Source organism: Mesorhizobium sp. P2_A8, from assembly GCF_056404935.1.
The window spans coordinates 92,462-115,781 of the sequence record NZ_JBFUDB010000001.1 but is presented as its reverse complement, the minus strand read 5'-3'; the positions used below and the strand labels follow the sequence as shown (position 1 = coordinate 115,781).

Annotated in this window: 27 protein-coding genes; 14 read left to right on the top strand and 13 right to left on the bottom strand. The window is 63.1% G+C overall.

Annotated features, from left to right (window positions below; all coding sequences use genetic code 11):
• The first annotated feature begins 48 nt into the window (after window positions 1–48).
• On the top strand, window positions 49–1,158 hold the full coding sequence (locus AC1D10_RS00565) for a Gfo/Idh/MocA family protein (protein WP_477268152.1): 1,110 nt from the start codon (window positions 49–51) through the stop codon (window positions 1,156–1,158).
• Between the two features lie 36 nt (window positions 1,159–1,194).
• On the opposite strand, the gene AC1D10_RS00560 is transcribed toward AC1D10_RS00565, so the two are convergent.
• Window positions 1,195–1,896, bottom strand: a complete 702-nt coding sequence (locus AC1D10_RS00560; protein WP_477269782.1) for a helix-turn-helix transcriptional regulator — start codon at window positions 1,894–1,896, stop codon at window positions 1,195–1,197.
• Window positions 1,897–2,023: 127 nt separating this feature from the next.
• Between AC1D10_RS00560 and AC1D10_RS00555 the strand changes: the two genes are divergently transcribed.
• A complete protein-coding gene (locus AC1D10_RS00555) occupies window positions 2,024–2,659 on the top strand; it encodes a LysE family translocator (RefSeq protein WP_477268150.1) in 636 nt (211 codons plus the stop codon).
• Between the two features lie 36 nt (window positions 2,660–2,695).
• Here the strand turns inward: AC1D10_RS00555 and AC1D10_RS00550 are convergent, their stop codons facing one another.
• From AC1D10_RS00550 to AC1D10_RS00520, 7 genes are all read right to left on the bottom strand, one after another.
• Window positions 2,696–3,787: a 3-deoxy-7-phosphoheptulonate synthase gene (locus tag AC1D10_RS00550; RefSeq protein WP_477268148.1), complete on the bottom strand. Its 1,092-nt coding sequence runs from the start codon at window positions 3,785–3,787 to the stop codon at window positions 2,696–2,698.
• Between the two features lie 207 nt (window positions 3,788–3,994).
• Window positions 3,995–4,789, bottom strand: a complete 795-nt coding sequence (locus tag AC1D10_RS00545; RefSeq protein WP_477268146.1) for an SDR family oxidoreductase — start codon at window positions 4,787–4,789, stop codon at window positions 3,995–3,997.
• Between the two features lie 38 nt (window positions 4,790–4,827).
• The gene (iolG, locus tag AC1D10_RS00540; RefSeq protein WP_477268144.1) at window positions 4,828–5,823 is read right to left on the bottom strand and encodes an inositol 2-dehydrogenase; all 996 of its coding nucleotides are present in this window, start codon (window positions 5,821–5,823) and stop codon (window positions 4,828–4,830) included.
• A gap of 113 nt (window positions 5,824–5,936) precedes the next feature.
• Entirely contained in the window at window positions 5,937–6,704 is a 768-nt protein-coding gene (locus AC1D10_RS00535) for an ATP-binding cassette domain-containing protein (RefSeq protein WP_477268142.1), read from the bottom strand.
• Window positions 6,705–6,706: 2 nt separating this feature from the next.
• Window positions 6,707–7,783 (bottom strand): ABC transporter permease, encoded by a 1,077-nt coding sequence (locus AC1D10_RS00530; RefSeq protein WP_379104758.1) that lies wholly within the window; start codon window positions 7,781–7,783, stop codon window positions 6,707–6,709.
• Window positions 7,784–7,882: 99 nt separating this feature from the next.
• Window positions 7,883–8,824 carry a sugar ABC transporter substrate-binding protein gene (locus AC1D10_RS00525; protein ID WP_379101028.1) on the bottom strand — a complete coding sequence of 314 codons (942 nt, stop codon included), beginning with the start codon at window positions 8,822–8,824 and terminating at the stop codon, window positions 7,883–7,885.
• Window positions 8,825–9,169: 345 nt separating this feature from the next.
• A complete protein-coding gene (locus AC1D10_RS00520; RefSeq protein ID WP_477268139.1) occupies window positions 9,170–10,201 on the bottom strand; it encodes a LacI family DNA-binding transcriptional regulator in 1,032 nt (343 codons plus the stop codon).
• 165 nt (window positions 10,202–10,366) lie between these two features.
• On the opposite strand from AC1D10_RS00520, the gene AC1D10_RS00515 reads away from it, so the two are divergent.
• The 3 genes from AC1D10_RS00515 to AC1D10_RS00505 are packed head-to-tail and all read left to right on the top strand — an operon-like array spanning window position 10,367 to window position 13,043.
• Window positions 10,367–11,458: a fatty acid desaturase family protein gene (locus AC1D10_RS00515; protein ID WP_477268137.1), complete on the top strand. Its 1,092-nt coding sequence runs from the start codon at window positions 10,367–10,369 to the stop codon at window positions 11,456–11,458.
• 35 nt (window positions 11,459–11,493) lie between these two features.
• Complete coding sequence (locus tag AC1D10_RS00510; protein ID WP_095083246.1) at window positions 11,494–11,808, top strand: MocE family 2Fe-2S type ferredoxin; 315 nt, start codon at window positions 11,494–11,496, stop codon at window positions 11,806–11,808.
• Window positions 11,805–13,043, top strand: a complete 1,239-nt coding sequence (locus AC1D10_RS00505; protein ID WP_477268135.1) for an NAD(P)/FAD-dependent oxidoreductase — start codon at window positions 11,805–11,807, stop codon at window positions 13,041–13,043. The genes AC1D10_RS00510 and AC1D10_RS00505 overlap by 4 nt, the downstream gene beginning before the upstream one ends.
• 70 nt (window positions 13,044–13,113) lie before the next feature.
• Here AC1D10_RS00505 and AC1D10_RS00500 read toward each other — a convergent pair whose 3' ends face one another.
• From AC1D10_RS00500 to hslV, 5 genes are all read right to left on the bottom strand, one after another.
• On the bottom strand, window positions 13,114–14,073 hold the full coding sequence (locus AC1D10_RS00500; protein WP_477268133.1) for a DUF1402 family protein: 960 nt from the start codon (window positions 14,071–14,073) through the stop codon (window positions 13,114–13,116).
• A 277-nt stretch (window positions 14,074–14,350) separates the two neighbouring features.
• A complete protein-coding gene (hslU, locus tag AC1D10_RS00495) occupies window positions 14,351–15,664 on the bottom strand; it encodes an ATP-dependent protease ATPase subunit HslU (RefSeq protein ID WP_477268131.1) in 1,314 nt (437 codons plus the stop codon).
• A gap of 4 nt (window positions 15,665–15,668) precedes the next feature.
• Window positions 15,669–16,268 (bottom strand): DUF2585 domain-containing protein, encoded by a 600-nt coding sequence (locus tag AC1D10_RS00490; protein ID WP_477268129.1) that lies wholly within the window; start codon window positions 16,266–16,268, stop codon window positions 15,669–15,671.
• Between the two features lie 4 nt (window positions 16,269–16,272).
• Entirely contained in the window at window positions 16,273–16,800 is a 528-nt protein-coding gene (locus AC1D10_RS00485) for a GNAT family N-acetyltransferase (protein ID WP_477268127.1), read from the bottom strand.
• The gene (gene hslV / locus AC1D10_RS00480; RefSeq protein ID WP_111545071.1) at window positions 16,790–17,341 is read right to left on the bottom strand and encodes an ATP-dependent protease subunit HslV; all 552 of its coding nucleotides are present in this window, start codon (window positions 17,339–17,341) and stop codon (window positions 16,790–16,792) included. The genes AC1D10_RS00485 and hslV overlap by 11 nt, the downstream gene beginning before the upstream one ends.
• A 215-nt stretch (window positions 17,342–17,556) precedes the next feature.
• Between hslV and hisB the strand changes: the two genes are divergently transcribed.
• The 9 genes from hisB (at window position 17,557) to coaA (ending at window position 23,319) form a co-directional block, all read left to right on the top strand.
• Complete coding sequence (hisB, locus tag AC1D10_RS00475) at window positions 17,557–18,156, top strand: imidazoleglycerol-phosphate dehydratase HisB (protein ID WP_477268125.1); 600 nt, start codon at window positions 17,557–17,559, stop codon at window positions 18,154–18,156.
• 3 nt (window positions 18,157–18,159) lie between these two features.
• Window positions 18,160–18,636: a DUF2628 domain-containing protein gene (locus AC1D10_RS00470; protein ID WP_477268123.1), complete on the top strand. Its 477-nt coding sequence runs from the start codon at window positions 18,160–18,162 to the stop codon at window positions 18,634–18,636.
• 1 nt (window position 18,637) lies between these two features.
• Entirely contained in the window at window positions 18,638–19,288 is a 651-nt protein-coding gene (gene hisH / locus AC1D10_RS00465) for an imidazole glycerol phosphate synthase subunit HisH (RefSeq protein WP_477268121.1), read from the top strand.
• A 6-nt stretch (window positions 19,289–19,294) separates the two neighbouring features.
• Window positions 19,295–19,570 carry a DUF1330 domain-containing protein gene (locus AC1D10_RS00460; RefSeq protein WP_477268119.1) on the top strand — a complete coding sequence of 92 codons (276 nt, stop codon included), beginning with the start codon at window positions 19,295–19,297 and terminating at the stop codon, window positions 19,568–19,570.
• 4 nt (window positions 19,571–19,574) lie between these two features.
• A complete protein-coding gene (hisA, locus tag AC1D10_RS00455; protein WP_379101068.1) occupies window positions 19,575–20,318 on the top strand; it encodes a 1-(5-phosphoribosyl)-5-[(5-phosphoribosylamino)methylideneamino]imidazole-4-carboxamide isomerase in 744 nt (247 codons plus the stop codon).
• Window positions 20,315–21,151: an arginase family protein gene (locus AC1D10_RS00450; RefSeq protein WP_477268116.1), complete on the top strand. Its 837-nt coding sequence runs from the start codon at window positions 20,315–20,317 to the stop codon at window positions 21,149–21,151. Before hisA ends, AC1D10_RS00450 begins: the two co-directional genes overlap by 4 nt.
• Window positions 21,148–21,942 carry an imidazole glycerol phosphate synthase subunit HisF gene (gene hisF, locus AC1D10_RS00445; protein ID WP_477268114.1) on the top strand — a complete coding sequence of 265 codons (795 nt, stop codon included), beginning with the start codon at window positions 21,148–21,150 and terminating at the stop codon, window positions 21,940–21,942. The genes AC1D10_RS00450 and hisF overlap by 4 nt, the downstream gene beginning before the upstream one ends.
• 70 nt (window positions 21,943–22,012) lie before the next feature.
• Window positions 22,013–22,336, top strand: a complete 324-nt coding sequence (locus AC1D10_RS00440) for a phosphoribosyl-ATP diphosphatase (protein ID WP_477268112.1) — start codon at window positions 22,013–22,015, stop codon at window positions 22,334–22,336.
• A gap of 23 nt (window positions 22,337–22,359) precedes the next feature.
• Complete coding sequence (coaA, locus tag AC1D10_RS00435; RefSeq protein WP_477268110.1) at window positions 22,360–23,319, top strand: type I pantothenate kinase; 960 nt, start codon at window positions 22,360–22,362, stop codon at window positions 23,317–23,319.
• The last annotated feature ends 1 nt before the right edge of the window (window position 23,320 follow it).

The window sequence follows — 23,320 nt, the reverse complement described above, 5'->3', positions numbered from 1 at the left end:
ATGGACTAATTCATCCACGCAACGCTTCAGGCAGTGGAGAAACGGAAAATGGTCGGCGTCGGTCTTATCGGCACGGGTTTCATGGGCAAGTGTCACGCCATCGCATGGAGTGCCGTCGGCGCCGTCTTTCCCGACGTGGCCAAGCCCCGCCTCGTCCATCTTGGCGAGATCAATGAAGACCTCGCCAGCCGCAAGGCGGGCGAGTTCGGCTTCGCCAAGGCGTCCGGCGACTGGCGCGCCGTCGTCAACGACCCGGAAGTCGATATCGTCTCGCTCACCACGCCCAACCAGTTCCATCCGGAGATGGCCATCGCCATCCTCGAGGCCGGCAAGCATCTGTGGTGCGAAAAGCCGATGGCGCCGAGTTTTCCCGAGGCCGAAGCCATGGCGGCTGCGGCGAAAAAGTCAGGGAAGGTCGCCGCACTCGGCTACAACTACATCCAGAGCCCGGCCATCCGTCACATCGGCGCGCTGCTCGACGAGAAGATCATCGGCGAGGTCAACCATCTGCGCATCGAGATGGACGAGGACTTCATGGCCGACCCGGAGGCGCTGTTCTTCTGGAAGCACGAAGCCGCTTCCGGCTATGGCGCGCTCGACGATTTCGCCGTGCATCCGCTGTCGCTGGTCTCAGCCTTGTTCGGCCGCGTTGCCAGCGTCATCTGCGACATGGCCAAGCCCTATGCCGACCGCAAGCTCGCCGCCGGCGGCCGCCGCGCGGTGGAGACCTACGATATCGCCAGCGTACTGATGCATCTGGAGAACGGCATTGCCGGCACGCTGCTGGTCAACCGTTCGGCCTGGGGCCGCAAGGGCCGCATCGCCATCCAGATTTTCGGCTCGAAGGGATCGATCCTGTTCGACCAGGAGCGGATGAACGAAATCCAGCTCTACGTGACGGCTGATCGCCCGACCGAGCAGGGCTATCGCACCATCCTGGTGGCGCCGCATCACAAGCCCTACGACGCCTTCCTGCCGGCGCCCGGCCATGGCCTCGGCTTCAACGATCTCAAGATCATCGAATGCCACGAGCTGCTGACGCGGCTTGCCGGCAAGCCGGCGCGGGTCATCGAGTTTGCCGAGGGGCTCGAAATCGAGCGCACCGTGCACGCAATGGCACGCTCGTTCGAGGAAAAGCGCTGGGTGAATGTACGGTAGTCCCTCGCTTGGCATAGGCCATCCGCCTCGCCAGCTTCAGCCGGCGGCGACCGGGGCGTTCGTCTCCCACCCGTCTACCCAGACCTGCCGCAGCCGATCGCCTTCGCCCTTGAACCGTAGCCCTGTCGCCTGGCAATCCTCGATCCGGTCGCTGCGGAAATTGCGGATCGCCTGGCGCAGCTCGCACCAGGCGACGACGTTGGCGCTTTCGGCGTAGTAGATGAGAGCGATCGGGCGGATCAGCCGCTCGGAGGCGCGGCCGTGTTCGTCGCGGTAGGACAGGTCGAGCTTCTCCTCGTCGCGGATGGCGCGGCGCACCAGCGCCAGATCGACCGCGCCGACCGAGGGTGCGGCGAACCCCCAAGCGTGCAACGCATTGGCGTCGAATGTCTGCCGCAACGGTGGTGGCACCGCGCCGGCGATCTTGGCGCTGACACGCTTGGCCGCCTGCTTCAGCTCGCTGTCCCCCGTGCGCTCCAGCAGCGCGAGCGACAGAACGATCGCCTCCATCTCCTCGATCGAAAACATCAGCGGCGGCAGGTCGAAGCCGGGGCGCAGGATATAGCCGATGCCGCGCCCGCCCTCGATCGGCACGCGCATCGCCTGCAACGCTGCAATGTCGCGATAGACGGAGCGCACCGTTACTTCCAGTCGTTCGGCCATCATGGCCGCCGTCACCGGTTGCCGCGCCAGCCGCACGATCTGGATGATCTCGAACAGGCGTGACGCCTTGCGCATTTCCTCACCCGTTTCGATCGCAACTGACACTACATCGTCAGTAGGGTTGGCCTATACGACTGCCTATCGAGTTGAAAATCAACACATTCCTCAGCGGCTTGGCCGGGCGAGGCGACAGGCAACTGACATGGGCTATGCGGAAAATCTCTGGCTGTTCTTCCTCCTTCTGTTCGGCATCATCATCGTGCCCGGCATGGACATGCTTTTCGTGCTTGCCAATGCGCTGACCGGCGGCGGCAACAGAGGGCTTGCCGCCACCGGCGGCATCATGCTGGGCGGCATGGTGCACACGCTGAACGGCGCAGTCGGCGTCGGCCTCCTGATGCATTTCGTGCCGATCCTCTACAATCCGCTGCTGATTGCCGGCGCCGCCTACATGGCCTTTATCGGCCTGACGCTGATGCGCAGCTCGATCAAGGTCGGCCACGAGGGGCCCGCCGGCAGCCGCTCCGCATGGAAGGCGTTTCGCCAGGGGCTGGTGATCTGCTTGATCAATCCCAAAGCCTACCTCTTCGTCTTTGCGGTCTACCCGCAATTCCTGAAGCCGGCCTTCGGTCCGATCTGGGCGCAGGCGGCCATCATGGGATTGATGACGCTCGCGGTGCAGTTTGCCGTCTATGGCGGGCTCGCCATCACTGCCGGTCGCAGCCGCAATCTGCTGGTCGCCAATCCCCGGGCGACCGCATTTGCCGGCCGGACGGCCGGACTACTGCTGGTTGCGGTGTCGGTGCTGACCGCCTGGCAAGGTTTGAAGGCGGCGTGATCCGCCGCCCTATCCTCGCTGGCATTGCCGGCCTTGTCAGGCGGCGCCCTGCCGGTTGTCCATCATGGCGCGGCGCGCTGAGCGGCGCCACTCGGCGGCGCCGGCAAGGCCGTGCAGCACCGTCTCGGTGGTCGCCCAGTCGATGCAGCCATCGGTGATGCTCTGGCCGTAGACGAGCGGCTTGCCGGGCACCACGTCCTGCCGCCCGGCGACGAGATTGCTCTCGATCATGACGCCGATGATGCGCTCGTCGCCCGCCGCGACCTGGCCCGCGACATCAGCCGCGACCTTCGGCTGGTTCTCGGGCTTCTTCGAGCTGTTGGCGTGGCTGACATCGATCATCAACCGAGGGGCCACGCCGATGCGGGCGAGTTCCACACTCGCAGCCTCGACGCTCGTCGCGTCGTAGTTGGGCGCGATGCCGCCGCGCAGGATGACGTGGCAGTCCTCATTGCCGGTGGTCGTCGCGATGCCGCTGCGTCCGCCCTTTGTCACCGCCATGAAATGATGTGGCTGGGCGGCCGATTTTACCGCCTCGGCGGCGATCCGCAGATTGCCGTCGGTGCCGTTCTTGAAGCCAACCGGGCAGGACAGGCCGGATGCCAGCTCGCGGTGGATCTGGCTCTCGGTCGTGCGCGCACCGATCGCGCCCCAGGCGACGAGGTCGGCAATGTATTGCGGGGTGGTCATGTCGAGGAATTCGGTCGCCGCCGGCAGGCCGAGATTGTTGACGGCGGAGAGCACGTTGCGCGCCATCCGCAGTCCCTTGTCGATGTTGAAGCTGCCGTCGAGGTCGGGATCGTTGATCAGCCCCTTCCATCCCACCGTCGTGCGCGGCTTCTCGAAATAGACCCGCATCACGATCTCGAGCCGGTCGGACAGGGCCTCGCGCAGCGCCGCCAGACGGCTGGCATAGTCCACCGCAGCGACCGGGTCGTGGATCGAACACGGGCCGACGATGACGAGCAGTCGATCGTCGGTACCGTTCAAGATGGCGTGGATCGCATTGCGTGACGCGCTAACGGTGCGCGTCGCCGTCAGCGTGCGCGGGATCTCCCGCATCACCTGGTCCGGCGTACTCAATTCCCTGATTTCCTTGACCCGGAGGTCATCTGTGGTGGTCAACACGGCTTTCTGCTCCTGTTAGGAGACCTGCCGGCTGAAACAAAAAAGCCGCCAGGTCTGGCGGCTGTTCGGATATTGATGCTGCAATCTTCAGATCGAGCGCAATCCTCCCGCCGCCAGCGAGCTCCTAAAGTACCAATACGTGGCGGTCAGGTTGATCATGAGGCTCATATAGTCGAAGCCGATGCGTTTGTCACGTACCTGATGAGACTACTCTGGCGATGAGCCTGCGATGCTCTGATCGTAGTCGACCAGCGACCCAGTCATCACGCCCGACTGCGGGCTGACCATGTAGCTGATCAGCCGGGCGAGTTGCGCCGGCTTCACCAACTGGCCCATCGGCTGCGCGGCCTCGGCCTTAGCCAGCCAGTCGTCAGGCGCATCGTGCCATTTCTTCTGCACGATGTCCTCGCCCTCGGTGTCCATCCAGCCGGGCAGCACGGCGTTGCAGCGGATGCGGTTGCCTCGATGAGCATTGGCGACATTCTTGGTCAGCGTCATCAGCGCGCCCTTGCTGGTCGAATAGGCGGTCAGGAACGACTGGCCGCAATGCGCCGACATCGACAGCACATTGACGATCGAGCCCGGCTTCTTTTTCTCGAGCAGATGCGCCACCACGCCCTGCATCAGGAAAAACGGGCCACGCACATTGGTGTCGAAAATAGTGTCGAAAAGCTCTTCTGAAGTCTCGACCAACGAACCGCGCGCCGACGTCGCGGCGGCGTTGACCAGCGCGTTGATGGTGCCGAAATGCGAGATCGCGGTCGCCACCGTACGCTTGCAGTCGGCCACCTTTGAAACATCGGCGCTGATGAAGATGGCGTCGACGCCGGCTTTCTTGAAATGGGCGACGGCTTTGTCGCCCTTCTCCTGCGAGCGCCCGACCAGAGCCAGGGCCCGGCAGCCCTCGTCTGCCAATGCCTCGGCGACGGCGAAGCCGATGCCTTGCGCGCCGCCGGTGACGATGGCGCGCGTTTCATGATTGCGACCGGCGGATGTGCTCATCGCTTTGCTCCTGTGCCCTTGGGTACGAATTCCAGCTCTTACTTGTCGAGGCGGACGGTCTTGCCTGATGTCGCCGACTTCAGCGCCGCATCGGCCAGCTTCAGCGCCACAAGGCCGTCCGCGCCGCTCGGTGCCGCCTTCTTGCCTGACGTCGCGGCTGTGATGAAGGCGGCGATCTCGTTGGCATAGGCGTCGAGGTAGCGGGTCATGAAGAAGTCGTGCAGCGGCGGGCGCGTATAGCCCTTCTCGTTGGCGAGTTCGATCGACACCGGGCGCTGGTTCTCGGCCGCGATCATGCCTTTCGAGCCATGCACCTCGATGCGCTGGTCGTAGCCATAGGTGGCGCGGCGCGAGTTGGAGATGACGGCCTGCTTGCCGGAGGCGGTCTCGAGGATGACGCTGACGCTGTCGAAATCGCCGGCCGCGCCGATCTTCTTGTCGACCAGCACCGAGGCATGGGCGCTGACCGCCACCGGCTCCTCGCCGAGCAGGAAGCGCGCCATGTCGAAATCATGGATGGTCATATCGCGAAAAATGCCGCCGGAGCGCTTGATGTAATCGATCGGCGGTGCGCCCGGATCGCGCGAGGTGATGGTGACCATTTCAACGGTGCCGATGGCGCCGTCATCGATCGCCTTGCGCACGGCGGCGAAATGCGGATCGAAGCGCCTGTTGAAGCCGACCATCAGCGTTGCCTTGGTCTTCTCGACCACGGCCAGGCACTTCTCGACGCGCTTGACGTTGAGGTCGATTGGCTTCTCGCAGAAGATCGCCTTGCCGGCCTTGGCGAAACGTTCGATCAGGTCGGCATGGGTGTCGGTCGGCGTGCAGATGACGACGGCATCGATATCCTTGGACTTTTCAATGGCTTCGATGCTGCGCACCTCGGCGCCATAGGCCGTCGCCAGCTCGGTCGCCGCTTTCTCGAACGCATCGGCAACGGCAACCAGTTTGGCCTGCGGATTGGAGCCGACGGCGCGGGCGTGAACCTTGCCGATGCGGCCGGCACCGAGGAGGGCGAAGCGGAGAGTCATGGAATGTCCTTTGAGGGTGGTTCGAAGCAGGGCGCCGGTCATGGGCGCGGGTGATTTTCCGGTCAAGACACAAGATCGACAGGGAAGCGGTGACCACCGCCTCCGCGCCCGGCCTAAGCCGCGAGTTCCGCCTCCCCGGTCTTGGCGCCGGTGATGTAGGAGACGATATCGTTGCCGTCGGTGTCCTGCTTGCGCAGGTTGGCGACGATGCGGCCGCGCCGGAAAACGACGATGCGGTCGCAAAGATCGAACACCTGGCGCATGTTGTGGCTGATCAGGACCAGCGGCTCGCCATTGTCCTTCAGCGTGCGGATGATGTTTTCGACCTGTGCGGTCTCCTGCACGCCAAGGGCGGCCGTCGGTTCGTCCATGATGATGAGCTTGGAGGCGAAGGTCGCGGTCCTGGCGATCGCCACGCACTGTCGCTGGCCGCCCGACATGTGGCGGATGGTGTTGGAGAGGTTGGGGATCTTCACCGCCGTGCGGATCAGCGCCGCTTCGGTCGCCTTGCGCATGTATTTGCGGTCGAGGATCGAGAACGGTCCGAGATTGAACAGCACCTTTTCGCGGCCGAGGAACAGGTTCGACGGTACGTCGAGGTCGTCGGCCAGCGCCAGGTTCTGGAACACCGTCTCGATACCCGCCTCGCGGGCCTCGATCGGCCCGGTGAAGTTCACCTCCTTGCCGTCGAACCAGATCTTGCCATCCGTGCGTTGCTCGACAGCGGTGATCTGGCGTACGAAGGTCGACTTGCCAGCGCCGTTGTCGCCCATGATGGCGACATGCTCGCCCTTGCGCAGCTCGAAGTTCGCTCCCTCCAGCGCATGCACGCCGCCATAGCGCTTGGTCAGGTTTTCGGTCTTCAGGACGATGTCTGCCATGATCAAGCCCTCATTGCCCTAAGGCGTTGACGCCACTGGTCGAGAACGACTGCGCCGACGATGATCACGCCCTTGACCATCTCCTGGTAATAGGCGTCGAGGCGCAGGAAGGTGAAGCCGGAGATGATGACGCCGAAGATCAGCGAGCCGATCACCGTACCGACGATCGAGCCGCGGCCGCCCGACAAAGAGACGCCACCGATGACCGCCATGGCGATCGCGTCGAGTTCGTACATCACGCCCATGCCCGATTGCGCGGTGAGGTTTTTCGAACTCAGCACCACGGCGGCCAGTGCTGCGAGCACGCCGGCGATTACGTAGACGAGGATCTTGTGGTTGGCGATCTTGATGCCGGACATGCGCGCGGCGTCCTCGTTGGAGCCGATCGCGTAGCAGTGCTTGCCGTACCGTGTGTAGGTCATGATCAGCTGGAACAGCACCGCCAGCGACAGGAAGATGATGACCGGCATCAGGCCTTTGCCGATTGCCGCGAAACCTTCGGTAGGAAACGAGATAGGCTGCCCCTTTGACCACCATTTGGCGATGCCGCGCGCGGTGACCATCATGCCGAGCGTGGCGATGAATGGCGGAATGCGCGTGTAGGCAATCAAGGCGCCGTTGACCAGGCCGGCGAACAGCCCGCAGCCGATCGCCACCAGCACCGGCACGATGACGGGCAGGTCGGTCCAGCCTTGCGCCAGGAACATCGCCTTGGGGTTGGGGTTGCCGTTGACGGTCGCCACCTGGGCAAAACTCATCGCGATCATCGCGGTCGCGCCGACGATGGAACCCGAGGACAGGTCGATGCCGCCGGTGATGATCACTTGCGTGACGCCGATGGCGATGATGCCCACGATCGACACCTGCAGGATGATGATCTGCAGGCGCGCCTCGTTGAAGATCGCGCTGACGTCGCTGCGGGTGTTGAACAGGAAGCTGTCGCCGAGAAAGATCCGGCCGATCAGTTCGAAGACGACGACGAGGATGACAAGCGCCAGGAAGACGTTGATTTCGGCAGGCCATGCGCGCTTCTTCGCGTCATAGCCGACCCCGCCGACGCCATGAGATGTCTGTGCCAAATCTTCTCTCCTCCGTCAGCCGCGGTCGCCCCTCGCTGCCTTGCCGGCGCTGAGGGAAAGGGGAGCGGCGCTCTTGGCGCCGCTCCGTATGTCCGCCGCTCAGTTCTTCTTCAGGAACTTGTCGATGTTCGCCGGCGTCACCAGCTGGAAGGGCACGTAGACCTTGTGTTCGACCTTCTCGCCCTTGGACAGTTTCAGTGCCGCATCCAGCGCGCCCGCACCCTGGCCGGCCGCGTCCTGGAACACGGTTGCGTCAAGGTCGCCGGCCTGCATCGCGGCAAGCGCGTCCTGCGTGGCGTCGACGCCGCCGACCACGACCGACTTCATGTCGATGTTGGCGGCCTTCATCGCCTGGATGGCGCCGATGGCGCTTTCGTCATTGTTGGCAATGACGCCGTCGAACGGCTTGCCGGTCGACAGCCAGTTGGTCATCAGGTTCTGCGCCTCGTCGCGGTTCCAGTTCGACGTCTGCTTGTCGATGATCTTGATGAAGCTGCAATCCGGCGTGGCGATCACCTCTTCAATATCCTTGGTGCGCTGCACGGCCGCCTGGTTGGAAAGTTCGCCCATGATCACATAGACGTTGGCTTCCTTCTTGCCGGCTTCCTTGAACAGTCGGCAGACTTCCTTGGTTTCGAGCGTGCCGGAATCGGCCTCGTTCGAGGCGACGAAGGCCTGGTTGTCCGGGAGTGTGTCGACATTGACCGGTTCGCGATTGACGTAGACGAGCGGGATCTTGGCGGCCGCCGCGGCGTCCGACATTGCCTGCGTGGCCGAGGTATCGACCGGATTGACGATGATCGCATCGACGCCCGAGGCGGCGAAGTTCTTGATCTGGTCGAGCTGCTTGGCGACGTCGTTCTGCGCGTCCTCGACCTGCAGCTCCACGCCGCTCATGCCTTTGGCCTGCTCGATCATGCCGTTGCGCAGCACGGTCAGGAAGTTGTCGTCGAACTTGGCCATCGACACACCGACCTTGGCGGCCATGGCGGATGAACTCATCAGCGCCGCGAAAGCGACGCCCAAAATCAGTTTCTTCATTGTGTTTCTCCTCCACATATTGGTGTCCGGTTGCACCGATCTATCCGGAATCCCCGATCTCCCCGGGGAATCTCTCCCGATTGTCATTTCTGTTCCGGGTGGCGTGTCCCGTCTGCTGGAACGCCAAACCCTCTGTTTGAAACAGATGTTCCGGAACGAAAGAACCAAAATACACAGTTGGTGAAATATTTATTCCATTTTGCCTCGGGGCGTCAAGGGAGATTCCAAAACCGGATGAGCGATTTTCGGATGATGGGCGCCTGCCGTCTGTCTCAGGCGCTGACGATCAGCCGGGGCCTTCGCGGCATCGGCGAAGGCGCTTCGGCCGACGCGAAGGTCGAGAGCCTAGATGTTCTCGGGCAGATAGATGTCGAACGGCAGGAACGTCTGGCCGGGCGCGTTTGCGGCACCGGTTTCGATGGCATGTGCCATCAGGTCGACCAGTTCGCGGCAAAGTGCTGCCAGCGGCGTCGAGATCACCATCGTCAGGACACCATCCGCCAGGGCCGAGCGCGATACCGCCGTGATCTCGTTGCAGATGACCGCGGGCATTTCGGCCGGCTTTGCTTGCCTGAGCGCCGCGACCGCACCCTCCATGCCGCCCCCGGCGACATAGCAGCCGACGAGATCAGGGTGGTGGCCGAGGAGGTCGAGCAGCGTGTCCTGCGTGATCTGGTTGGCTTCCAGGTTGACCAGTGTCTCCAGCAAGGTGAATTCCGGCGCCTGCTCGCGAAAGAAGGAGCGAAACCCGATCTCGCGCAGCTCATGGCCGTGAAAGCGGTGGCTGCCGACGAACAGCGCGACCTTGCCCGGCCGTCTGGCGGCCTTCGAAATCATCCAGGCCGCGGTGCGGCCGACCTTGCGGTTGTCGAGGCCGACATAGCCTTCGCGAATGCCGGCGGCGAAGTCGGACAGCAGGGAAAACACCGGCAGCCCTTTCGCCTTCATCTCCTCGACGGCGACCGTCAGTGTCGGGTGATCCGGCCCGACCAGGGCGACGGCCCTGCATTTGGCCGCCAGCCTGCCCGCGCGCTCGACGATTTCATCCGGGGCCAGCGAGTCCGCGAAGTCGATGATGGCGACACCGCGGAAGCGCGGTGATCGCGACATGGCGAGCTCAAGCTCGCGGGCGAATTCGCTGTAGAAGACATAGTTGCCCTTGAGCAGCAGGAAACCAAGCCGGTACTCGGGCAATTCGTGGCGCATCCGCTGCTTGATCAGCCCGGCGGCGTGATAGCCGATCTCGGTCGCTGCCTCGTAGACGCGGCGCGCGGTGTCTTCGCGCACCGGCAGGCGGCTGTTGAGGACGCGGTCCACCGTGGCAACACTGACCCCGGAGATGCGCGCCAGGTCGGTGATGGTCGGCCGTTTCGCCATGCTCGCCTCACTGGATTGTTCGGCCTTCTTACATCATTATGATAGGAAATGATAGAAACTATCTTTGTGATGTTGAGTCTATCAGGTGTCGGCGTTATTTTCAGGTTCGAAGCCAAGGGATATCGGGCATTCGCCTGGCGAATGCCTTTGCCAAGGGAGGCAATCATGTCCACAACGCCGTCCCGGCGTGACTACAGCCTGATCGGCCGCGACGCCAAGCTCGCCGTCGAGACCGGCCTGTCGGCGGCCGAGTGGTATCATACCGACATCCCGCGCAAGCAGATGAAGGAGCTGATGCAGCGCTCCGACGCGCCGGCGATCCGCGACACCATCATCTGGCTCGCCGCCCTGATCGTCAGTGGCGCGGGCGGCGCTTGGTTCTGGGGCACATGGTGGTGCGTGCCGTTCTTCTTCGTCTATGGCGTCCTCTACGGCTCATCCACCGATTCACGCTGGCATGAATGCGGCCACGGCACTGCCTTCCGGACGCAATGGATGAATGATGTGATCTATCAGATCGCCTGCTTCATGATCATGCGCAATCCGGTGACCTGGCGCTGGAGCCACACGCGCCATCACACCGACACCATCATTGTTGGCCGCGACCCGGAAATCTCCGTCATGCGGCCGCCGGATCTGCTGCGCGTCGTCCTTGCCTTTGTCGGCGTGCTCGACGCCTGGCATGCGATGAGCGACATGCTGCGCAACGCCGCCGGCAACATCAGCGCGGCGGAAAAGACCTTCATCCCCGAGCAGGAGCAGCCGAAGGCGATCCGCTTTGCCCGCGTCTGGACAGCGATCTATGCCGCAACCATCGCGCTGGCGGTCTATACCGGCTCGTTCCTGCCTTTGATGCTGGTCGGCCTGCCCAGGCTCTATGGCGCTTGGCATCACGTCATGGTCGGGCTGCTGCAACATGGCGGCCTGGCCGACAACGTCACCGATCATCGCCTCAACAGCCGCACCGTCTACATGAACCCGATCAGCCGTTTCATCTATTGGAACATGAACTACCACGTGGAGCATCACATGTTTCCGATGGTGCCCTATCATGCGCTGCCGAGGCTGCATGCGCTGATCAAGCACGACCTGCCGGCGCCGACCGCGTCGATCCTGGCCGGCTATCGCGAAATGATCCCTGCCTTCCTGCGCCAGTTGCGCAACGAGGACTATTTCCTCAAGCGTGAGCTGCCGCCGACCGCCAGGCCATACCGCGACGAATTCCACACCGATGCCGTCGCCGCTGCCGCGGAATGACCGCGCTGGCTATCCGATTTCCAGGGGAGGACTGAATGAGCGACTGGGTCGAGGCGTGTGCCGCCGGCGATATCGATGAAGAGGATGTGATGCGCTTCGACCATGGCGGCCGCACCTTCGCCATCTATCGCAGCCCCGATGATGACTATTTCGCCACCGATGGTCTCTGCACCCACGAAAAGGTGCATCTTGCAGACGGGTTGGTGATGGACGACATCATCGAATGCCCCAAGCACAATGGCCGCTTCAACTACAAGACGGGGGACGCCCGCGGCGCGCCGGTCTGCGTCAACCTCAGGACCTATCCGGTCAAGGTCGACGCCGGCAAAGTCCTGATACAGATCGGATGACGGATATGACGCGAGGGATGGTCATCATCGGGGCCGGCGAATGCGGTGGCCGTGCGGCATTGGCGTTGCGCGATCTCGGCTATGAAGGGCCGGTGACGCTGGTCGGCGACGAACCGCATCTGCCCTATGAACGGCCACCTCTGTCCAAGGAGGCGATGACCAGCGATGCGCCCGAAATCAAGGCGATCGCCAGCGACGAGATGCTGGCCGGGAGCTCGATCCGGCATATCCATTCCGTTCAGGCCGTTGCGATCGATCGCGCGGCGCATACAGTGCGTCTGTCGGACGGTTCGGTCTTGCCCTACGACAAGCTTCTGCTGGCCACCGGCTCGACCCCGCGCAAGCTGCCGATGCCGGGATTGGGTTCGCGCTGCGTCTATCTCCGCACTTTCGCGGATGCGCTGGCCATTCGCGCCCATCTGCGCACCGGCAACCGCATTGCCATTGTCGGCGGCGGTTTCATCGGCCTCGAACTTGCCGCCGCGGCCCGCAAACTTGGTGCTGCGGTCACGGTCATCGAGGCGCTGCCGCGCATTTTGATGCGTGGCGTACCGGCCGAGATCGCCCAAATCATCCATGCTGCGCACATTGCCGAGGGCGTGAATATCCTGTGCGGCGACGGCATTGCGTCCATCGCCGATGACGGCAAGGAGGTGCGCATCGCGCTTGCCGGCGGACAGGAGATATCAGCCGATCTCGCCGTCATCGGCATCGGCGCCGTGCCGGTGACCGGACTGGCGGCCGAAGCCGGGCTGACGATCGACAACGGCATCGCTGTCGATGCCGAGCTGCGCAGCAGCGATCCCGACATCTTCGCCGCCGGCGATTGCTGCTCGTTTCCGCTCGCAGTCTATGATGGCCGCCGCGTGCGGCTGGAGGCCTGGCGCAACGCCCAGGACCAGGGCGCGCTGGCGGCGAAAAACATGCTCGGCGCCTGCGAGGCGCATGCGGCGGTGCCGTGGTTCTGGTCGGATCAATATGGTCTGTCCCTGCAGATCGCTGGGCTTTCCGACGAGGGCCGCAGTGTCGTGCGCCGCGACCTCGGCGACGGCGCTTTCATTCTCTTCCATCTGGCCGAAGACGGCAGGCTGGTGGCGGCCAGCGGCATCGGTCCCGGCAATGCGGTCGCCCGCGACATCCGACTGGCCGAAATGCTGATCGGCAAGCGGGCGAAGCCGGCGCCGGAAGCGCTGGGATCGCAGGCCGTCAAGCTGAAGTCGCTGCTGGCGGCCTGAGCCGTCATGCAGATTGTCGAAGTCGGCGGTGACGAATTCAATATCGGCGCTGCCCGGCTCTCAACGTGCCCTAGAAAAGTGCCTTCAGCTCCGTCAGCTTGTCGTTGACCAGCCAACCGTAATAGTTCTCCTCGGGCAGCTTCTCCGGCTCGCCGGCAGCGCTGCGCCTGTCGTTCTCCGCCTTCAGCGCCTCGGCGCGTTGCTCCGGATTGCCGACATTGTAGAGCGTGGCGGTCAGCCCCGGATTGTCCGAAATGTCGAAGCCGGCAATGTTCTTGTAGGCGTCGATCGATTTCCGGATCGTCGCGGCGACGTAAGGCAGCGTCAGGTCCGGATCCATGATGGTCTTGTAGACCGAATTGGGATCGGCGACGTCGAGCTTCGGCAGGCCCGAAACCTCGTGCACGAGATCGCTCATCTGCAAGGCCGTCAGCGGGTTGAGCTGGCCGAGGCCGAAGGTCTGGCCGGCATAATAGGGCTGGAAGAAGGTGGCGCCGAACCGGTCGTCGGGGAAACTCTCGCCACCGACGCTTTTGCCGCGAAACGAATGGTTCCACACCTGCTCGCGGCACTCCCACAGATCATAGCTGTCCGACACCCCAGCGCATTTCTTGAACTCCGGCCGCTGCACGAAATCGGTGATGTCCTCGCCGTCATAGGCGAAGGACAGCTTGCTGGAGAGATAGGAGATCGCCTTGACGTAGTAGGTCTGCAGCCGGTCATAGGCGTCGACATTGTAGGTGTGCTCGCCGACGATGGCGCCGACGATGTGCAGGGGATCGATGCCGTAGGCGGCGGCCGCCTTCTTGATCTTGCCGCGCAGGTCGGCGTCGTTCTGCAGCAGGGCGTAGACCTTGCGATACTTCGCCTGGAAGGTGGTGTTGGTGGCTTGTGTGCGCCGGCTCGAGGCGCCGGGAATGTCGGGCTGCTCGGCGTTGCGGTTTCCCGGCGGCACCAATGCCGCCGCATCGGCGGCGAACAGCGTCGCCGCCAGCGTCAAGCCGAGAATGACCAGGATCAGTTTTTTCATGCGCCGCCGCCTGCAGATGTTGCCGCGCAAACTAGGTAGTGCTCTTGGTCGAGTCGAGAGCGCCCAATCCGCCGGCAAGACGAAAGGTGGCCGGATGGTGCCATCTGGCCACACATGATTTTGTTTGCCGGACTGTGTTGCAACGCATCGGCCCAAAAATCGGAATCGATTTTTGGAAAGCACGATGCGTCACTCTAAAAGTCTTAGAGCGTCCGTTGCGTGTCCGAGAGGACGCGCAACACTCTAAACCGGCGCCGGAATGACCCGGCGCCGTCGTTTAAAGGATGAATCGCGACAAATCTGTGTTTCGCGAGAGATCACCGACATGCTTTTCCACATAAGCGGCGTCGATGGTGACCGCCGTACCGTTGCGATCCGGCGCGTCGTAGGAGATCTCGTCCAGCACCCGCTCCATCACTGTCTGCAGCCGCCGGGCGCCGATGTTCTCGACGCTGTCGTTGAGGTCGACGGCGATGCCGGCCAGCGAATCGATAGCGTCGTCGGTGAAGGTCAGGTCGACGCCTTCGGTCTTCATCAGCGCGATATACTGCTTGATCAGGCTGGCTTCGGTCTCGGTCAGGATACGGACGAAATCGTCCTTCTCCAGCGCCCGCAGTTCGACACGGATCGGCAGGCGGCCCTGCAATTCCGGCAACAGGTCTGACGGTTTCGAGACATGGAAGGCGCCCGATGCAATGAACAATATATGGTCGGTCTTCACCGGCCCATACTTGGTCGCCACCGTGGTGCCTTCGATCAGCGGCAGCAGGTCGCGCTGCACGCCTTCACGGGAAACGCCGGCGCCCATGCCGCCTTCACGCGACGCGATCTTGTCAATCTCGTCGAGGAAGACGATGCCGTCATTTTCCGTCGCATCGAGCGCCTGGCGCACCACCTCGTCCTGGTCGAGCAGCTTGTCTGACTCGTCGTTGACCAGCAGAGCGTAGGATTCCTTCACCGTCGTCTTGCGCGACTTGGTCTTCTTGCCGCCCATCGCCTTCGACAGCATGTCGTTGATGTTCAGCACGCCGATATTGGCGCCCGGCATGCCGGGAATCTCGAAGCCGGGCATGCCGCCGGTGCCGGTGTCGGCCACTTCGATCTCGATCTCCTTGTCGTCGAGTTCGCCGTCGCGCAGTTTCTTGCGGAAACTGTCGCGCGTCGCCGGGCTCGCCGTCTTGCCGACCAGCGCTTCCAGCACGCGTTCCTCGGCGTTGATGTGGGCGCGCGCCTTGACGTCCTCGCGCAGCTTGTCGCGCACCAGGCCGATGGCGATCTCGACCAGGTCGCGGATGATCTGTTCGACATCGCGGCCGACATAGCCGACTTCGGTGAACTTGGTCGCCTCGACCTTGACGAAAGGCGCGCCGGCAAGGCGCGCCAGGCGGCGCGAGATCTCGGTCTTGCCGACGCCCGTCGGCCCGATCATCAGGATGTTCTTCGGCATCACCTCTTCGCGCATCTGGCCTTGCAGTTGCTGCCGGCGCCAGCGGTTGCGCAAGGCGATGGCCACGGCGCGCTTGGCGTCCTTCTGGCCGATGATGAAGCGGTCGAGTTCCGAAACGATTTCGCGGGGAGAAAATGTGCTCATATCACTAAATTCCACTTTGCCACTGCTTGATGGCCTCGAACGGATGCAGCAGCATGATCACGTTGAGTGTCAGATTGTCCCGGATGAGATAGCCGGTACCCAGTTCGAAGATGATGGCGAGGCTGACGATCACCCATATAGGTAGCCTTCGCGCCATCACAAATCCCAGCACCATGGCCAGTGTGTCGGACACCGAATTGATGATGCTGTCGCCGTAGTAATCGAGCGAGATGGTGCCGGCGCGGTAGCGTTCGATGATGAACGGGCTGTTTTCCAGCAGCTCCCAGCCCCCTTCGATGAGAACGGCGAATGCCAGCCTCAGTCCGATCGGCGAACGCGGGAACAGGAACCTTGCCAGCGCGTAGAACAGGAAACCGTGGATGATGTGTGAGAACGTGTACCAATCGGAGATGTGCTGGGAGTTCTCGGAACTGTTCACCACGCCGTGCCAGAGCTTCACATAACCGCAGGTGCAGATCGGCGTCCGGCCCATGCCGTAAAGGGCTCCCGCCTGGAAGATGAGCAGGGCCAGGACAAGCAGCAGCCCCATCCTCCAGCTGTCTTCATAGGCCGAATAGCTGCTGTCCTTGACCGGTGTCGTCATCAGATCATTCCCCCTCTTCCGCGTCGCCCGCTTCGGCATCGACGGCCATCAGCACGACGTCGCCATATTCCGATTGCCTGCGGTCGATAGGTCTGAATCCAGCTTTTTCATAGGCGCGGATGGCGCGTCCGTTCGCAGGGTCGGGATCGATGATGACGCGCGGAACACCCTCCTCGAACAGTTGTTCGACGAACTGGCGCACGATCGCCGAACCGTGGCCGATACCGACCAGCTCCGGCCGGCCGATCGACAGGTCGATGCCCAGCGTGCCGAACGGCTGGTCGGCATAGGGGTGGCCATCTTCCAGATGCGGGTCGTAGCTCTGCAGATAGGCGATCGGCTTGCCGTCGAGCTCGACGATCAAGGGCTCGACGGAAATGCTGTCGATGTGGCCGCGAATCTCGGCGATTTCCGTCTCGGGGTCGTCCCACCACTCCGCGACATGCGGTTCGGCGAGCCAGCCGGCGATCATCGGCAGGTCTTTCTCGGTCACCGGCCGGAAATCATACAGCACCGCCGGATCAACCGGCATCGAGCGTTTCGATGACGAAGTTGTTGTTGGTGTAGACGCAGATGTCGGACGCGATCTGCATCGCCTTGCGGGCGATCTCCTCGGCATCCTTGTCGGTGTCCATCAGCGCGCGTGCCGCGGCCAGTGCGTAATTGCCGCCGGAACCGATGGCCATCACGCCATGTTCGGGTTCGAGCACGTCGCCGGTGCCTGTCAGCGCCAGCGAGATCGACTTGTCGGCAACCAGCATCATCGCTTCCAGCCGGCGCAGATAGCGGTCGGTGCGCCAGTCCTTGGCGAGTTCTACGCAGGCGCGCGTCAACTGGTCGGGATATTGTTCGAGCTTGGCTTCGAGCCGTTCCAGCAGCGTGAAAGCATCGGCGGTGGCGCCGGCGAAACCGGCAATCACATTGCCGCCCTTGCCGATGCGGCGCACTTTCCTGGCGTTGCCCTTCATGATGGTCTGGCCAAGGCTGACCTGGCCGTCGCCGGCAATGACCACCTTGTTGCCCTTGCGCACCGTCACGATGGTCGTGGCGTGCATGGTCAGTTCATTAGACATTTCCTGGCTCCGATTCGCGCGATCCCTTCAAAAGGCGATTGGCGCGGTACGAGTGACGTGATCGGCCATATGTATGCACAGGCCCGGTGATTGCAAACGGCTCGATACCGATCGGGATGGCAACTGGCAATCGCTGGATCATGCTGCTAGAAGGCTCTCGTTTTCAAGCCGGTGAAGGCTTGGAACGCGTGAAACCCTGGGACAAGGACAAGGTCATGTCGCCCCGTTCCGCCGAAGCAAGCCGCAAGACCAAGGAAACCGATATCGCCGTATCGGTCCATGTCGACGGCTCGGGCAAGTCAGACATTTCGACGGGCGTCGGGTTCTTCGACCATATGCTGGATCAGCTGTCGCGCCATTCTTTGATCGACATGACGGTCAGGGCCAAGGGCGATCTGCACATCGACGACCACCACACCGTCGAGGACACCGGCATCGCGCTCGGCCAGGCGCTGGCCAAGGCACTCGGCGAACGGCGCGGCATCTTGCGCTATGCTTCGATCGACCTCGCCATGGACGAGACGCTGACGCGCGCGGCGATCGACGTATCCGGCCGGCCGTTCCTGGTCTGGAACGTTTCCTTCTCGTCGCCGAAGATCGGCACATTCGACACCGAACTGGTGCGTGAATTCTTCCAGGCGCTGGCACAGAACGCCGGCATCACGCTGCATGTCACCAATCACTATGGCGCCAACAACCACCATATCGCCGAGACCTGTTTCAAGGCGGTGGCGCGTGCGCTGCGCGCGGCGCTCGAACGCGACCCGCGCCAGCCGGACGCGGTTCCCTCCACCAAGGGATCGTTGAAGGGGTAAGTTATGGCCATCTATGTCGTGATGGAGCCACCCGGCCGCGGCGAGAAGGTCGACGCAACGCGCTTTGTCCGCGATGGCTTCGCCTGGCTGGGTTTTCTGGTGCCGCCACTATGGTTCGCCTGGCATCGGCTGTGGATCGAGGCGGGGCTCGCCTTCGTCATTATGGGCCTGCTTTCGATGCTTGGCGAAAAGCTCGGCCTTGGGCTGGCCGGCTCGCTGTTGTCGCTGCTCGTCTCACTTTATGTTGGGTTGGAGGGGCAGGGGTTGCGAATCGCGGCGCTCCGCCGGCGCGGTTGGCATGAATGGGGCGTGGTCGAGGCCGGCAGCCTCGACGAGGCCGACATACGCTATGCGTTGGAAGCCGAGGCGCTTCCCGATCATGCCGCACCGGCGCCGCGGATCGTCCCGGATGCGGCCCTCGCACGGCCCTCGCAGCCGGGCATGGCGCTGGGGCTGACCCACATTCCGGGAAGACCCTGACATGCGGGTTGCGATCATCGATTACGGTTCGGGCAATCTACGCTCGGCCACCAAGGCCTTCGAGCGCGCCGCGCGCGAAGCCGGCATATCCGCTGAAATCGACCTGACCGCCGACGCGGAACGGGTCCGCAGCGCCGACCGCATCGTCCTGCCGGGTGTCGGCGCCTATGCCGACTGCGCGGCCGGCTTGCATGCCGTCGACGGCATGTGGGAAGCGGTGGAAGAAGTCGCCAACGTCAAGGGTCGGCCTTTCCTGGGCATCTGTGTCGGCATGCAACTGATGTCCGAGCGCGGCCTAGAAAAGACCGTTACCGACGGCTTTGGCTGGATCGCCGGCGACGTCAAGGAGATCACGCCCGCAGATCCGGCGCTCAAGATCCCGCAGATCGGCTGGAACACGATAGAACTCAAGCGTGAGCATCCACTGTTTTCCGGCATCCCGACCGGGCCGGACGGGTTGCATGCCTATTTCGTCCACTCCTACCATCTCGATGCGCGCAAGCCCGACGAGGTTCTGGCGGTCGCCGACTATGGCGGCCCGGTGACGGCCACCGTCGCCCGCGACAATCTCGTCGGCACGCAGTTCCATCCCGAAAAGAGCCAGGCGCTGGGCCTGGCGTTGATCACCAATTTCCTGCGCTGGAGGCCTTGAGGCATCATGAGCAAGAAGGGCTACTGGATGGCGATGATCGATGTCCGCGATGCCGATGTGTACAAGCAATACATCGAGGCGAATGCCGTTGCCTTCACGAAGTACGGCGCGAAATTCCCCGTCCGGGCCGGTCGCTACGAGAATCCGGAAGGACCGACCGGAAACCGCCACGTGCTGGTCGAGTTCGAATCCTACGACAAGGCGGTCGAATGCTATCATTCGCCCGAGTATCAGCATGCCTCGAAGTTTCGGCTTGCCGCCTCTACCGTTGAAGGCGCCTGAACGAATGATCCTGTTTCCAGCCATCGATCTCAAGGACGGCCAATGCGTGCGCCTGAAGCACGGCGACATGGCGACCGCGACCATTTACAATGACGACCCGGCCGCCCAGGCAAAAGCCTTCGAGCAACAGGGTTTCGAATGGCTCCATGTCGTCGACCTCAATGGCGCCTTCAAGGGCCAGAGCGTCAACAGCGCGGCGGTTGGCGCCATCCTCAAGGCGACGAAGAACCCGGTTCAGCTTGGCGGCGGTATCCGTACGCTGGAGCAGATCGAAGACTGGCTCGATCGCGGGTTGGCCCGCGTCATCCTCGGCACGGTTGCGGTGCGCGACCCCGATCTGGTCAAGCAGGCCTGCAAGGCGTTCCCGGGCAAAGTGGCCGTCGGCATCGATGCCAAGGGCGGCAAGGTCGCCGTCGAGGGCTGGGCCGAGGCATCAAGCCTCGGTGTCATCGAACTGGCTAAGAAATTCGAGGGCGCCGGCGTCGCCGCCATCATCTACACCGACATCGACCGCGACGGCGTGCTGACAGGCATCAACTGGGACGCCACCATCGACCTCGCCGAGGCCGTGTCCATCCCCGTCATCGCCTCCGGCGGGCTCGCTTCGATCGCCGACATCGTGCGCATGACCATGCCCGATGCGCAAAAGCTCGAAGGCGCGATCTCCGGCCGGGCGCTCTATGACGGCCGCATCGATCCGGCCGAGGCTCTGGCGATCCTGCAAGGCAGGCCGGAGACGCGGCCGTGAAGATCTCCATCATCCTGGCCTCCTATGACAGTGGCCACTACCATGGCGGCATGGGCCAAGGCCCGGACGCGCTGATATCGGGCGGTCTCGTCGATGCCTTGACCATGGCCGGTCACGACGTCGCGGTCGAGGATATCGGCAGGGTCGGAGATGCCCAGGAGCGCGAGATCGCCACCGGCTTTGCCGTCTGCAACGCGGTCGCGGCGGAGGTTCGCCTTGCCCGTGACAGCGGTCGCTTTCCCATCGTTCTCGCCGGAAATTGTCTCACCAGCGCCGGCGCCGTCGCCGGCGAGGGTGCCGATGCGATCATCTGGGCCGACCAGCATGGCGACCTCAACACGCCCGAGACATCCATATATGGCTTTCTCGACGGCATGGCGCTGGCGACTGTGCTCGGCCTTTGCTGGCGTCCGATGGCGGCGGCCATTCCCGGCTTCCACCCGATCGATCCGTCGCGTTGCGTGCTCCTCAACGCACGCGATCTCGATCCGGCGGAAAAACAGCTTCTCAAGACATTGCCGATCGTTCGAACGGAGTGTCCCGGGATGGCCCAGGCGACCGAGAGACTGAAGGCCGCCGGCGCCAAACGCGCGCACATGCATCTCGATCTGGACGTGCATGATCCGGAGGACCTGCAGGCGAACCGCTACATCAGTTCCGGCGGGCCGAGCCCGGAACAGTTGCGCGATGCGGCTTGTGCCATGGCGCTTGCGGTGCCGGTGGTCGGCATAACTGTTTCCGCCTACGATCCGGCTTTCGATGCGCGGGCCGATGTTCCGCCGCTGGTCGGCCTGTTGCTCAACGATCTCATCGCAACGATAGAGGGAAGGTGATGCTGAAAGCCCGTGTCATCCCCTGCCTCGACGTCAAGAACGGCCGTGTCGTCAAGGGCGTCAATTTCGTCGATCTCATCGACGCCGGCGATCCGGTCGAGGCGGCCAAGGCCTATGACGCAGCCGGCGCCGACGAGCTCTGCTTCCTCGACATTACGGCTTCATCGGACAATCGCGAGACCATCTTCGACGTCGTCGCCCGCACCGCCGAACAATGTTTCATGCCGCTGACCGTCGGCGGCGGCGTGCGCCAGGTCGCCGACATCAGGAAGCTGCTGCTGGCCGGTGCCGACAAGGTGTCTATCAACACGGCGGCGGTGAAGAACCCTGATTTCGTCGCCGAGGCGGCCGACAAGTTCGGCAACCAGTGCATCGTCGTCGCCATCGACGCCAAGAAAGTGTCCGGCCCGGGCGAAGCCGATCGCTGGGAGATCTTCACCCATGGCGGGCGCGAGAAGACCGGCATCGACGCGGTCGAATTCGCTCGGCTGATGGTCGATCGCGGTGCCGGCGAGATCCTGCTGACCTCGATGGACCGTGACGGCACCAAGGCCGGTTACGACATTGCGCTGACCCGCGCGATATCGGACGCGGTGCGCGCGCCGGTCATCGCTTCCGGCGGTGTCGGCACGCTCGATCACATGGTCGAAGGCATCCGAGACGGCCATGCCGGCGCGGTGCTGGCGGCTTCCATCTTCCATTTCGGCACCTACACGATAGCGCAGGCCAAGGCGCATATGGCCCAGGCCGGTCTGCCGATGCGGCTGGACTCCGCGAATAATCGGACCTAAAGCATGATCTCGAAAAGTGGGAACCGGTTTTCGGGAAAGATCATGCTTAAACAAGCAGATAGATGACGGCATGACCGAGTTTTCACTCTCCGATCTGGAAAAAATCGTCCGGGAACGCGCCCATTCCGATGATCCGGACTCGTGGACGGCGAAGCTGTTCGCGCGCGGCATCGACAAGGCGGCGCAGAAGCTCGGCGAAGAGGCGGTCGAGACGGTGATTGCCGCCGTCAAGGGCGACAAACAGGCCCTCGTTTCGGAAAGTGCCGATCTTATGTATCATTGGCTCGTCGTTCTCGGCCTTTCAGAGGTCCCGCTGAGCGATGTGTTCAAGGAACTCGAAAGCCGCACCGGGCGTTCGGGCATTGCCGAGAAGGCGTCACGGCCCAAGGGCTGACCGCGAGGAGGGCAGATATCTCGATGGATCAGCTCGCGCCAACCGAGAAATATTCCCCCTTTCGTTTCTTCTCCGCCGAGCAATGGTCGCAGTTCCGCGCCGATACGCCGCTGACGCTGAGCGAGGATGAATTCCGCCGCCTGCGTTCGCTCAACGACCCGGTCGACCTCGAAGAGGTCAAGCGCATCTATCTGTCGCTGTCGCGGCTTTTGTCCGCGCATGTCGAAGCAAGCCAGCTGCTGTTCAGGCAACGCCAGGCCTTCTTCAACGCGGTGGATGTGGTCAAGACGCCGTTCATCATCGGCATTGCCGGCTCGGTCGCGGTCGGCAAGTCGACCACCGCTCGCGTGCTGAAAGAGTTGCTGGCGCGCTGGCCGTCGAGCCCCAAGGTCGATCTCATCACCACCGACGGCTTCCTGCTTCCCAACGAGGTCCTGCGCCGCGAAAAACTGATGGAGCGCAAGGGCTTTCCCGACAGCTATGATGTCGGCGCACTGCTGCGCTTCCTGTCGGGCATCAAGTCGGCGCAGCGCAATGTCCGCGCGCCGGTCTATTCGCACCTGACCTATGACGTCATTCCCGGCGAGTTCGTCACCATCGACCGGCCGGACATCCTGATCTTCGAAGGCATCAATGTCCTGCAGCCGGGCAAGCTGCCGCAGGACGGCAAGATCGTGCCGTTCCTGTCGGACTTCTTCGACTTCGCCATCTATATCGATGCCGACGAGAAGTTGATCCACCAGTGGTACACCGCGCGCTTCATGCGGCTGCGTGAGACCGCCTTCCGCAATCCGGATTCCTTCTTCCACCGCTATTCGCAGCTCTCGGAGGATTCGGCCCGCGCCATCGCCGAAGGCCTGTGGACCAACATCAATCTGAAGAATTTGCGCGAGAACATCCTGCCGACGCGGGCTCGCGCCGACCTCATCCTGCGCAAGGGCGCCGACCACCTGATTGAGGAAGTGGCGCTCAGGAAGCTGTGAG